This is a genomic window from Pseudoalteromonas sp. 2CM32C, from assembly GCF_023161925.1.
Lineage (GTDB): Bacteria > Pseudomonadota > Gammaproteobacteria > Enterobacterales > Alteromonadaceae > Pseudoalteromonas > Pseudoalteromonas marina.
On the sequence record NZ_JALNTI010000001.1, the window covers coordinates 547,648 to 559,330 of the forward strand.

At 39.4% G+C, this 11,683-nt stretch carries 11 protein-coding genes and 1 other RNA gene; 6 read left to right on the plus strand and 6 right to left on the minus strand.

Annotation, left to right across the window (positions count from 1 at the left end):
- Window positions 1–26: 26 nt before the first annotated feature.
- Window positions 27–485 (minus strand): division/cell wall cluster transcriptional repressor MraZ, encoded by a 459-nt coding sequence (gene mraZ, locus MTF67_RS02520; protein ID WP_006792136.1) that lies wholly within the window; start codon window positions 483–485, stop codon window positions 27–29.
- 498 nt (window positions 486–983) lie between these two features.
- Here mraZ and MTF67_RS02525 point away from each other — a divergent pair, with 498 nt between their 5' ends.
- The 3 genes from MTF67_RS02525 to MTF67_RS02535 are packed head-to-tail and all read left to right on the plus strand — an operon-like array spanning window position 984 to window position 2,028.
- Window positions 984–1,322, plus strand: a complete 339-nt coding sequence (locus MTF67_RS02525) for a hypothetical protein (RefSeq protein ID WP_006792135.1) — start codon at window positions 984–986, stop codon at window positions 1,320–1,322.
- A gap of 6 nt (window positions 1,323–1,328) precedes the next feature.
- Window positions 1,329–1,784 carry a hypothetical protein gene (locus tag MTF67_RS02530; RefSeq protein ID WP_008126785.1) on the plus strand — a complete coding sequence of 152 codons (456 nt, stop codon included), beginning with the start codon at window positions 1,329–1,331 and terminating at the stop codon, window positions 1,782–1,784.
- Window position 1,785: 1 nt separating this feature from the next.
- Window positions 1,786–2,028 (plus strand): hypothetical protein, encoded by a 243-nt coding sequence (locus tag MTF67_RS02535; RefSeq protein ID WP_010555678.1) that lies wholly within the window; start codon window positions 1,786–1,788, stop codon window positions 2,026–2,028.
- A gap of 8 nt (window positions 2,029–2,036) precedes the next feature.
- Here MTF67_RS02535 and MTF67_RS02540 read toward each other — a convergent pair whose 3' ends face one another.
- Both MTF67_RS02540 and MTF67_RS02545 read right to left on the minus strand, forming a co-directional pair.
- Window positions 2,037–3,008 carry a glutathione S-transferase family protein gene (locus MTF67_RS02540; RefSeq protein ID WP_248518626.1) on the minus strand — a complete coding sequence of 324 codons (972 nt, stop codon included), beginning with the start codon at window positions 3,006–3,008 and terminating at the stop codon, window positions 2,037–2,039.
- 17 nt (window positions 3,009–3,025) lie between these two features.
- Window positions 3,026–3,871 (minus strand): pirin family protein, encoded by an 846-nt coding sequence (locus tag MTF67_RS02545; protein ID WP_248518627.1) that lies wholly within the window; start codon window positions 3,869–3,871, stop codon window positions 3,026–3,028.
- Between the two features lie 275 nt (window positions 3,872–4,146).
- Here MTF67_RS02545 and MTF67_RS02550 point away from each other — a divergent pair, with 275 nt between their 5' ends.
- Window positions 4,147–7,158 carry an EAL domain-containing protein gene (locus tag MTF67_RS02550; RefSeq protein ID WP_248518628.1) on the plus strand — a complete coding sequence of 1,004 codons (3,012 nt, stop codon included), beginning with the start codon at window positions 4,147–4,149 and terminating at the stop codon, window positions 7,156–7,158.
- A 128-nt stretch (window positions 7,159–7,286) separates the two neighbouring features.
- A complete protein-coding gene (locus tag MTF67_RS02555; protein ID WP_248518629.1) occupies window positions 7,287–8,171 on the plus strand; it encodes a LysR family transcriptional regulator in 885 nt (294 codons plus the stop codon).
- A 7-nt stretch (window positions 8,172–8,178) separates the two neighbouring features.
- Here the strand turns inward: MTF67_RS02555 and MTF67_RS02560 are convergent, their stop codons facing one another.
- On the minus strand, window positions 8,179–9,132 hold the full coding sequence (locus tag MTF67_RS02560; protein ID WP_008130339.1) for a YihY/virulence factor BrkB family protein: 954 nt from the start codon (window positions 9,130–9,132) through the stop codon (window positions 8,179–8,181).
- Window positions 9,133–9,248: 116 nt separating this feature from the next.
- On the opposite strand from MTF67_RS02560, the gene MTF67_RS02565 reads away from it, so the two are divergent.
- Complete coding sequence (locus tag MTF67_RS02565) at window positions 9,249–10,325, plus strand: mechanosensitive ion channel domain-containing protein (RefSeq protein WP_248518630.1); 1,077 nt, start codon at window positions 9,249–9,251, stop codon at window positions 10,323–10,325.
- Between the two features lie 58 nt (window positions 10,326–10,383).
- Here MTF67_RS02565 and rnpB read toward each other — a convergent pair.
- Window positions 10,384–10,747, minus strand: an RNA gene (gene rnpB / locus MTF67_RS02570) — RNase P RNA component class A.
- A gap of 41 nt (window positions 10,748–10,788) precedes the next feature.
- Complete coding sequence (gene rsmI, locus MTF67_RS02575) at window positions 10,789–11,646, minus strand: 16S rRNA (cytidine(1402)-2'-O)-methyltransferase (RefSeq protein ID WP_248518631.1); 858 nt, start codon at window positions 11,644–11,646, stop codon at window positions 10,789–10,791.
- Window positions 11,647–11,683 lie beyond the last annotated feature (37 nt).

Genomic DNA, 11,683 nt, shown 5'->3' on the forward strand with positions numbered 1-11,683 from the left:
GCTATTGTTTGCCTTTTTTTGTGCCGTTAAAGTGTAAAGTTATCTAAATCTGAATTAGGCTCAAAATCACCTAACCTCTCAAGCTCAGTGTCTTGGCGCATTTGCTCGTTCCAACGCGCTTCATCCCAGATTTCAAATTTATTCATTAACCCAACTAGCATTATTTTTTTACCAAGGTCTGCATGCGCACGTAACGACGGCGCTAACAAAATCCGACCATTTTTATCAAGTTGATACTCTGTCGCATTGCCTAACAACATGCGTTGCATTCGACGGGCGCGTGGATTCATATTGGAAATCTTAGCTAAACGACTTTCTATTTCTTGCCATTCAGCCAATGGATACAACCACAAGCAGGGCTCATTTAACGCGACGGTACAAATCACTGTTCCCTGATCTTCAGATAGCAGCGATTCTCGGTACTTGGTCGGCACCGCAAAACGTCCTTTATCATCCAAACTCAGTGAACTCGCGCCACGGAACATAATTAGCCTGCTTTAAATTATTTTAATCAGCTATTAATCTATGCTGATCCAGTTTGATCCACTAAAAACCACTTTTTACCACAGTGCTCCAGTTTAGGGCTTGACAAGCCTTTTTGTCAAGTAAGCTGACCTCCTTTAACGAGTCTCTAAGCTAGAAAAAATAAGGGTTCAGGCGAAGCGGTTGAATTAAGTGGGAAAAAGTGGAGATACAAACAAAAAAATATTTTTATCCATTTTAATAACTTTTTGTTTACATGGTTTGATTACTGAATAAACAGTGAATAATTACAATTTTTTAGCGGGTTTTACTCACTTTGTAATATTTACTTAGATCGGCAGTAAGAGTTACTACTTCGTTTTTATTATATATTCAAAATGCTTCACTAATAAAATAAAATAACAAACAAAATCAATACCTTATATAAAAACCACAGTCTGGTTTAATTGTTGCTTCAGTTAATGCACTACTTAAATAATTTTACTCATTAAGGATTGATCATGGCTACTGCTACGACGACTAAACAAAATACGACTACAGATATTAAGTCTGACACTAAAGCACAAACGACTGATGCCCCACTGACAGAAAAAGCAACATCAGCTGCTCATGATGCGGTTGATGCACTGTCTACAAAAGCAGCAACAGCTGAAAGTAGTGTGAGAAAAGGTGCATCTAGTTCTGCTGAGGCACTTAGCGAAAAGCAATTGATTGCTCGCGAAAAGCTAGGCGAGTGCACAGCTAAAACACGTGCCTTCGCATCTGAAAACCCTCTAGCTACAGCAGGGATTGCATTTGCAGCGGGTATGTTAATTACTTCATTATTCCGTCGTAAGTAAAACCTGATGGAAAATTTCCACTCGAGCACAACCAAGGATGGTAAAGCGCAAAACCAAACGACTGATCAACAGTATCAAAAGGACGATTGGCAAGATCATATTGCAAAACTCTTAACGTATTCAAAACAGCTCAAGGATGATTATCATACTCAAGGAAAGATCACCCACCAGCTTGCAAAGGCTGAATGGCGCTTATCGTTAAGATCGCTTGCATTGATCTCTATATTTTTAGGCTGTTTTGCCAGTGGTTTGGTTTTGTTGTGGGCGGGCGTATTAGGTGCGGCAGGTTATGCGATATACGACCTATTTGGTTCTGTGTGGGTAAGTATTGCAACCGTTACACTATTACAGGTCGCATGTTTGTTTTGGCTATGGAAAAGCGTTGCGTACTTAAGCAACAAAATAGGTTTTAGCAAAACCCTTAAAAGCATAAAGCAATTATTAAACTTACAAGGACATTAATATGTTAGTTGATATATTGATTAAAAACCCTGATGCAAACGTAAAAGCACTGACTAAACAAATGGATTTACAAAGCGAGCTTAAGCGACAACACCAAGCCGCGTTTGTATATCGATTAAAGCGTTTTGCAGCCAGTAAAGTAGGCTTAAGCAGCGCATTTATAGCTGGCGTTGCCGTTCAATCAGGTAAAAGTGAAACCAGCCTTATAAGAAAATACGGCTGGCTAATTAGGTTAATTGGTTAGCTAGTTAACTATGCCCTGCCATGTGCTTGCAAATAATTTATTTCTGGCCCTTTTGGTACAATCTGGGTGGGATTGATCATAGTGTGGCTAAAATAGTAATGCCGCTTAATGTGATAGAAATTAACCGTATTTGCAACTCCCTCAACTTGGTACAAATCCCTTAAGTATCCACTCAACGAAGGGAAACTCTCAATTGTGCGCAAATTGCATTTAAAATGCCCTACATACACACAATCAAATCTAATTAACGTTGTAAATAAGCGCCAATCTGCTTCCGTTATTTTGTCGCCCGCAAGGTAGCGTTTTTTACTCAGTATTTTTTCAACTTTGTCTAGAGCTGTAAACACATCATCAAATGCTTGTTCGTAAGCGTGCGTTGCCGTTGCAAATCCTGCTCGGTAAACACCGTTATTAATATTTGGATAAATTAACGCATTAAGTTCATCGATTTCACTACGAAGTGATTCAGGGTAGTAATCGTCTTTATTACCTGTTATTTCGTTAAACGCACTATTAAACATGCGTATTATATCGGCAGATTCATTACTAACTATCTTGTTTTGTTTTTTGTCCCACAAGACAGGAACAGTTACTCGCCCTGAGTAATTAGAATTATTTTTAGTATAAACTTGGTGTAAGTAATCACTAGCAAATAAGGCATCACCCGTGCTGTGGTTATTTTGATCAAACTCCCAGCCATTAGCCAACATGTCGGGGCTTACAACCGATACAGTAATAAGCTCATCAAGCTTTTTTAACGTACGAAAAATAAGTGTGCGGTGTGCCCAAGGGCACGCTAACGAAACATATAAATGATAACGCCCAGCCTCAGCTTTAAACCCCCCTTCGCCAGTTTCACCTGCGCTACCGTCTGAAGTGATCCAATTTCGTAATTGCGCAGCCTCACGCTCAAACTTTCCGTCGCTTGAATCTGTGTCATACCATTTATCTTGCCATTGACCATTAACAAGTAATCCCATTATTTGCTCCTCAAAAATTAAATAAGTGTGCCAAATTGACCATTTTGGTAATCACGAACGGCTTGCTGTATTTCGGCTTGTGTTGTCATAACAAATGGCCCCATGTGTGCAATGGGTTGCTTGAGCGGATCACCCGCTAAAATTAATACACCTGCACCATGTTGCGTTACTATATCAATATCGCTACCTGGCTCTAAAATTAGTAACTTACCCGCCTTGAATGTTTGATTATCTGGCGTGATAAGGGATCCCGAATGTATGTAAAGCATCACATTTTGTTGTTTTAAAGGAGCAAGCTCTAGCTGCTTACCAGCAGGTAAATTTACATCGGCTAAAGCGGCATTTGCAGAGAGCTTTTGAATACTTGATGTTAATTCAACTGCTTCAAACTGCCATGAACCAGCAAGGGCAGTTAATGTAACACCGCTTTCATTTTTAAAGGTTGGAGCTGGGCTTTGCGTTGTATCTTGATAAATGGGATCGCGCATTTTTTCTTTGCTTGGCATATTGATCCAAATTTGAAAACCATGGAGTCCGTCTTTGGCATCAGGCAGAGGCATTTCGCTATGAATCACTCCATTGCCTGTACTCATCCATTGCACATCGCCTGCTCTGATCGCTTTTTTATTACCCATTTGATCTTTGTGCTCAAATCCTCCTTTAATAATATAAGTAAACGTTTCCATACCTCGGTGCGGATGCGCAGGAAAACCGCCCATATAATCAGCCTCGTTATCTGACTTGAGCTCATCGATCATTAAAAACGGGTCAAGGTATTTACCATCGAATCCAGGGATACGACTTATATTGACACCATCACCATCTTGAGTTGCATAGGACGTTAATATTTTTGCTATATTCATTTTTTAAATCACTATCTGAAATGTTATCTATACTTATTAAAGCACTGATAAAACCAAACAACCATGTCTTTATATCGCGCTAACCATTCGTTTTTTTAGAATAATTTGATAGTAAAATATTTTTTCATAACAACTTATAAAATATGGTTTTTTTATATTTTATTGACTACAATCACCATTAGATTTACTCAAAAAAGGGACAGAGTATTTTAACTTCATCGCTCAAAAGTCAATTTTATAGGTTACTAATCATTATTAGTATCCCGGGCATTCTTGTGACATTTTTAGCCCTTTGGGCAGAACGTGAGGCTGCGATTGAAAAAAGCGAAGAAAAAGTCGTTAATATTGCTAAGCATTTAACCCACCAACAAACAGCAATGATTGGAGAGACTGAGCAACTCACTCGGTTTTTAGCAAACACAATTGCTGCAGAACCCAACCTTCCGGACACGTGCCCTAGCTATTTTTACCAAATACAAGAGCTCTACACAAACGTTGCCAATATTGGTGTAGTTGATGACAAAGGAAACTTAATTTGTGTAACCAATGGCATAGTAAAAAATGTGTCTATTAGTGATAGGCAATACTTTAAAAATGCCATAGCAAATAAAAGCTTTTCAATTGGGTATTTTCAATACGACAGAAGCATTCAAGCACCCAGTGTTAACTTTGCTCACCCTATTATTGATAAGCAAGAGCAATTAAAGGGCGTTGTTGTTACAGTGATTGCACTTGACTGGTGGAGTGCAGCTTTAGACAAAGCCGAATTCCCAATTGGTTCGAACGCTGTTATTGCTGATTCTAATGGCCTTGTACTGGCAAGTTACCCAAACTCATTGCTACCTTTAGGGGAAAAAATTAACAACAAACACTTTTTACATGGCGATAGCTCATTGGCTATGTTTAAAGACGATAACAACGTCAATCAAATCTTTCACCGAGCAACTATTTATAATGACATTAATAACAATAATTTAGAAATTTACATCACATCGCCCACTGATAAATATATTGATCGAGCAAATAAACACTTTTTAGAAACTATTATTTTATTTTTTAGCGCTATTTTAATTATTGCTTTTATTGGGCATCGTATTATCAGAAAAAGTATTTTTTACCCCATTGAAGAACTTGCCCAAGCAACCGACCTATTAGCACAAGGCAATATGCCCGCTCATAAAATAAAACCTAATAGTCCTGAATTATCAGCTTTGTATACGCGCTTTGAAGCCATGGCTGAAACACGTTTGCAAACAGAAGCCGATTTAAAAAACAAACACGACGAGTTGACTGGGTTACTAAATGCCCTCCCCGATATGTACCTTAGGTTAAATAACCTAGGTAAGGTACTTAATATTAGTGGCACTATTATCCCGCTATTCGCCGCAAGCAGTAAACTGCCTGAAAAATTATTAGATATTTTACCAACCGACATCACTGAACAAATTTTAAATGAAGCATCTACTCGCAAAGATGTCATCACATTTGATTTTAAAATAAGTACAGGCATAAGCACTCATTACTTTGAAGCTCATATCAATCACCTTGAAAAGAACGATGAGTTAATACTTGTGCTGCGTGATATCAGCCAACGAAAAGTAAATGAAGACTCGCTTCACTTAGCATCTCTTGTTTACGGCAATAGTAGTGAAAGTATGGCAATTACAGATGCCAACGGTATTATTTTTGATGTAAACCCTGCCTTTTGTGAAACAACACAATATTCTAAAGACGAAGTAATTGGCCACTCTACCCGCATACTTTCTTCAGGGGAGCACTCAAAAGAGTTTTATGAAAAAATTTGGGCATCAATAAATGCCACTGGCCGCTGGCAAGGCGAAATTATAAACCGTAAAAAAAATGGGGTACTATTTACTGAGTGGCTAAATATAGACACTGTTTACGATGAAAATAACAAACCGGCACGCCGAATAGCTATCTTCACTGATTTAACTGAAAAAATTCAAGCTAATAAAACAATTTGGCGACAAGCTCACTTCGATCATTTGACCGATTTACCAAATCGATTAGAGCTTAAAAAGCGACTAAATAAACAGTTTTCTAATGCAAATAATGAAAGCTTTGTTGTGATGCTTCTAGATATTGATCATTTTAAAGATATTAATGATACTTTAGGCCACCACTATGGAGACAACCTATTAAAAGTGGTGTCGCAGCGTATTGTCAATTCAGCTAAAAATGCCGAATTTGTTGCGCGTATTGGTGGTGATGAATTTGTTATTGTTTTTAATCATATTAAAAGTACTCGCCATATAAACCAGATTGCTAGCAATATATTACAAAGCTTATCGTCTGCGCTACATGTTGAAAATGAAGAAGTATTTATAAGTGCCAGCATGGGTATAGCCTGTGCGCCCGAAGATGGTGAAAACACCGAGCAGCTATTAAAAGCAGCCGATCAGGCAATGTATAAGGCTAAAAATAATGGCCGTAATGGCTTTGAATTTTTCTCTCGTGATATGAGAGAGCAAGCACAAGCTCGTATGTTGTTACTCAAAGACTTGCGCTGTGCAATAGAATATAACCAGTTCGAATTATTTTATCAGCCTATTGTGTCGCTAAACGATTTACATATACACAAGGCTGAAGGCTTAATACGCTGGCAACATCCACAAAAAGGGTTAATAAGCCCTATCGCGTTTATTCCACTTGCTGAAGAAACAAGGCAAATTAATGCCATTGGCCAATTTGTATTTTCCCAAGCAATAGAAACGCTCACCGATATAAAAAAATTGACTGATGACGATTTTCAAATAAGTGTGAACGTCTCCCCTGTACAATTATCTACTGCTAATAGTGGTATTGATGATTGGTATGCCATGCTTGATGCCGCTAAAATTTCCCCCTCTTCTATTGTTGCTGAAATAACAGAAGGCTTAATGGTTAACCCTGAGGAACTGACGCAAAAGCGCCTCAAACAAATTGTGAAATCAGGGATGCAACTGGCTCTTGACGATTTTGGTACAGGCTACTCATCGCTTGCCTACTTGCAGGAAATGGATACTGACTACTTAAAGATTGATAAACGATTTGTTGATAATATTAAAGCTGATAGCCAAGAACTATCCTTGTGTGAAGCAATAATTGTAATGGCTCACCAGCTTGGTTTAAAAGTAATAGCAGAAGGCATTGAAACACCATTACAATATCAGCTACTAACTGAGGCTGGTTGTGATTATGGGCAAGGTTACTTATTTTCCAAGCCTTTAAATAAAAGCGATTTTATGGATCTTATTACTGAGAAAAAAGTGATTCTTTCAAAGTAAACTTACCGAGATTAGTAAGTTTTGTTAGGGCTGGGTTAAACATAAATTAATCTATTTCTGTTATGCAATTAAAAATGCGTCTATACGGTCAAGTCCAAGAAGCAAATAACTTTCTAACAGGATTTCAAATGGCAAAACCCACATTAGATCAATGGCGGATGTTTAAAGCCGTGGTAGAACATGGTGGTTTTGCTGGCGCCAGTGCCGCGGTATTTAAAAGCCAGTCAACGGTTCATCATGCAGTGCAAAAACTCGAAGCCGCTTTGCAAATAAAACTACTTGAGGTGAAAGGCCGTAAAGCGTTTTTAACGGAAAGTGGAAAACTTATATTACGCCGTGCAGAGTTTTTAATTGAAGAAGCGAATAAAATAGAATCTGTTGCAAATACACTAAGTGAAGGAGTGGAAAGTACATTAAAAATAGCAGTTGATGAAGTATTCCCTCAGCCCATTTTGTATCAAGCACTTGCTAAAACAAGTGAGCTTTATCCATTACTAAAAATCGATTTGATCGAAAGCGTGCTAACCGGCGCCAATGAATTACTTAACAATGCGGTGGTTGATTTAGCTATTTCATCAGTTCCTATTTATGGCATTAGTTGTAGCAAATTGACAGATGTTGAGTTTATTGCCGTAGCGCATAAAAATCACCCACTTAACAAATATGAAGAACAATTAAGCTTTCGAGATTTAAAACAACATCGACAAATTGTAGTGCGCGATTCTGCAACACACACTAACCAAGACGAAGGTTGGTTAGGCGCAGATATGCGCTGGACCGTTAGCCACTTACGTAATTCAATTGATATGGTGAGCCAAAATCTAGGTTACGCGTGGCTTCCGTGTGATCAAGTCACTCATCTCATTAATGATCATACACTCAAGGTGCTAAACCTTGAGCAAGGCATTACGCGTCCTCTTAACTTATATTTAATGTGTAACGATGTTGATAGATTAGGCCCTGCAGCACAAGAATTTAAAGATCAACTTACAGCAATAATTGCAGCAGAGTAACGATTGATTAATCGTTTTTGATACCCAGGTGATCAGCAACATACGCGCCGCGTTCACCTAGCTCTTTCTCAGGTCCAATTGTGCTGTCTTTTGCCGTTTGCTGCTCTGTTTCTGCGTTAATCACGGCTCCCATGGTGACGATGTACGCGCTTATGTATAACCACATTAGCATGATAACCACCCCACCCAAGGATCCATAAGTTTCGTTATAACTTGAAAAGCGCGATACATAAAATGAAAAGCCAATAGATGCTATAATCCAAAATACGGTTGCAATAGCAGAGCCGAGCGTTATCCAACGCCATTTAGCCGCTTTTCTATGCGGTGCGTAACGGTATAAAAGCACCAATGCAAAGTTAAACGTAAGGGCTAGTATTGGCCACGACACGACCTTAATTAACAAATCAATACTGTCTTTGAGACCTACTAAATTTAGTACTATAGGCAAAATACCTATAATCAACAGCGCAAAAATAGCGACTAAAATAGCACCTACCGAAAACATAAAACGAACAAACTGCGCCCTCAAGAAAGAACGTTTTTCATATTCATGATAACTTATGTTGCAGGCTGTAATTAATGCTTGGCTTCCCTTAGAGCTACTCCAAATAGTGAGTAATAACGTGCCTAACGCCCCTAAAGTTAGCCGCGCCTGAGAGCTTTGCGTGAGCTCTGAAATTTGCGATAAAATCAGTTCACGCGAACTATTTGGTATTAAGGTTGTAAACTGCCTAAGGTGCTCACTGATTTCTGCAGGTGAAGCAAAATAAGCGTATATAGAAACCAAAGCAGCAATAGCTGGGAAAATAGCAAGTAACGCATAAAATGCAACTCCGGCAGAAACCAAAGATAAATTGTCTTTGCTCATGCGCGCAAAAATACGCTTAGCAATATCCCACCAGCCCTTAATTGGAATATGTGCTGGTTGCTCTGCATGTTGACCTCTTTTTGGCTTTTTCATACTTAATCTCACTATAATTAGTACTTTAATGAAGCAAAATAACTGCCAACTTAAAAAAGGTGTTTGGTATTAAACTTGCTGTTAAAGTAAAAGTAACTAAACACGGAAGAAACCCAATGCCTACAATAGCATCAGACGTACCATCAGCTGCCAGTACCCCCTCATTGACCCCCGTAATGGAAGGAAATGTGTTTTCGTGGCAATTTTTTTATGACCAAAGCATGCAATTAGTTCACGCTACAGCGCAAATATTACCCACCTTGTTGTTAGGTTTACTCTTACTCACTATCAGCTATTTTACAGCAGGCCCTCTTTCACGCATGCTCATAAAACCTATCAATTTAGTAACCGATAGTAAGCTAGTTTTGCTGGTTGTAAGGCGCGGAATTAGCACTTTAGTCATTTTATTAGGCCTGTATCTGTTTTTACGTTTAGCAGGGCTTACTGAATTTGCGGTAGCCATAATGAGTGGGACCGGTTTAATAGGCTTAATATTAGGCTTTGCTTTTAGAGACATCGCAGAAAATTTTATAGCAAGCTTACTTTTAAGTGTACAACGCCCGTTCAAAATAGACGATGTAATTGAAGTAGATGGACGTTTAGGCGTTATAAAAAAAGTAACGGCTCGTGCCACAACGCTTGTTGATTACGATGGTAATCACATTCAAATTCCAAATGCTACGGTATATAAAAATACCATCAAAAATTTAACGGCCAACCCCAAAATGCGCGGTAAAGTGGAAATAGGTATAGGCTACGATAACGACATACGCAGCGCGCAAACGCTTGCTCTAAATATAGCAAACAAACAAACGGCCGTATTAAACGATCCCCCAGCACAAGTACTTATAAAAAATTTAGGCTCATCAACAATAAACTTTATTTTATATTTTTGGGTTAATAGCGAGCAGCATAGTCCACTTAAAGTAAGCTCTCAGCTTATGCGTGAACTAGTTAATGAATTTACTGAGCAAAATATAAGTATGCCGGATGATGCTAGAGAACGAATTTTATTAAATGCCTCTGGCAAGGAATTTTCAAGCTCAGCAGTAAAAGAGCGTTTAAATGAAAAGAAACCACCGGAAACCCACGAGCAAACAGAAACACTTAACGATGTAAGCAGTGATACTGACGAAATACGCGAACAGGCAGAGCAGTCAAGGGATCCTGAACAAGGAAAGAATATTATTTAAGTTAATAAAATTTAGATGCAAAAAAGCCCGCAGCGTTAACTGCGGGCTTCTTATTGAATGAGTGAGTCAGCCTATAAGCCGGGTTTTGTCCTTTCCGAAGAAAGTGATAATCATTCGTCTAGGCCATAAATCGCTCTATGGCTCAAGCAACCTACCCGGTTCCAACGTGGGCCACGCCATAAGGAACCCTATTTGGTCTTGCTCCGAGTGGAGTTTACCTTGCAACCGACTATTACTAGCGGCCCGGTGCGCTCTTACCGCACCCTTTCACCCTTACCAACCGAAGTTGGCGGTCTTCTCTCTGCTGCACTTGTCGTGGGCTCACGCCCCCCAGCCGTTAGCTGGCACTCTGCCCTGTGGAGCCCGGACTTTCCTCCCCCTGATCATTTTCGTCACAGGCAGCGATTATCTTGGCTGACTCGGCGCGCAGTATACATGACGCTAAAGCCAAGCGCAGTAATATTTACTCTTTTTCTTCAATAATTGTTTTGTATAGTGCATTTTTTTTCATGCCAAAGTACTCAGCTACAACACCGCACGCTTTTTTCATTGGCATTTCTTTTTCAAGTAGAGCCAACATTTTACGAGCCTCTGGTGGAATGTCGTCTACCACCTTAGGTTTGCCCGGCAGCATGAGGACTATTTCGCCGCGTTGCTTAGTGGGATCATCGGTTAAAAACTGCTTTAGCTCACTCACTGTGCCATTAAAAAAAGTTTCGAACGTTTTAGTTAGCTCTTTGGCAAATACGACCTGCTGCTCACTGCCAAGCGCAGTTTCTAAATCGTCTAGGCTTGCCATAATACGGTGTGTGCTTTCGTACATTATACTGGTAATACTTGAGTTAATCGCATCAATAAAAAAATCTTGGCGAGCTTTACTTTTAGCGGGTGTAAAGCCAATAAACTGAAAGCGGTCGGTAGGCAGCCCTGAACAACACACCGCGGTTATAGCAGCGCACGCACCTGGTACTGGGGTTACGCTTGCACCTTGCTCACGACATAAGTTTACAACCGCATATCCAGGGTCACTTATGAGTGGCGTGCCTGCATCCGATACTAAAGCAATATTTAATCCTTGATTAAGCTGATCGATAATTTGCTGTGCTTTTTGTTTTTCGTTGTGATCATGTAATGCAAATGTTTTTGCCTTAATACCAAAATGGCTAAGGAGCTTACCTGTATGGCGAGTGTCTTCAGCAGCGATTAAGTCAACCTGCGATAATGTCGCGATAGCACGCTGACTTAAGTCGTCATAATTGCCAATTGGGGTGGCAACAACGTAAAGAGTGCCAATTTTATGTGAATTCTCCTCATTTAACATTGAGGTCTCCTGCGTCAGTCAGTAATATAAGCAAATC

What these genes read in the sequence shown, in the direction of transcription:
- MTF67_RS02530 (WP_008126785.1), top strand. Translation starts at nt 1,329, where the DNA reads ATGGAAAATTTCCACTCGAGCACAACCAAGGATGGTAAAGCGCAAAAC.
- mraZ (WP_006792136.1), bottom strand. Translation starts at nt 485, where the DNA reads ATGTTCCGTGGCGCGAGTTCACTGAGTTTGGATGATAAAGGACGTTTT.
- MTF67_RS02560 (WP_008130339.1), bottom strand. Translation starts at nt 9,132, where the DNA reads ATGAAAAAGCCAAAAAGAGGTCAACATGCAGAGCAACCAGCACATATT.
- rsmI (WP_248518631.1), bottom strand. Translation starts at nt 11,646, where the DNA reads ATGTTAAATGAGGAGAATTCACATAAAATTGGCACTCTTTACGTTGTT.
- MTF67_RS02545 (WP_248518627.1), bottom strand. Translation starts at nt 3,871, where the DNA reads ATGAATATAGCAAAAATATTAACGTCCTATGCAACTCAAGATGGTGAT.
- MTF67_RS02525 (WP_006792135.1), top strand. Translation starts at nt 984, where the DNA reads ATGGCTACTGCTACGACGACTAAACAAAATACGACTACAGATATTAAG.
- MTF67_RS02540 (WP_248518626.1), bottom strand. Translation starts at nt 3,008, where the DNA reads ATGGGATTACTTGTTAATGGTCAATGGCAAGATAAATGGTATGACACA.
- MTF67_RS02535 (WP_010555678.1), top strand. Translation starts at nt 1,786, where the DNA reads ATGTTAGTTGATATATTGATTAAAAACCCTGATGCAAACGTAAAAGCA.
- MTF67_RS02555 (WP_248518629.1), top strand. Translation starts at nt 7,287, where the DNA reads ATGGCAAAACCCACATTAGATCAATGGCGGATGTTTAAAGCCGTGGTA.
- MTF67_RS02565 (WP_248518630.1), top strand. Translation starts at nt 9,249, where the DNA reads ATGCCTACAATAGCATCAGACGTACCATCAGCTGCCAGTACCCCCTCA.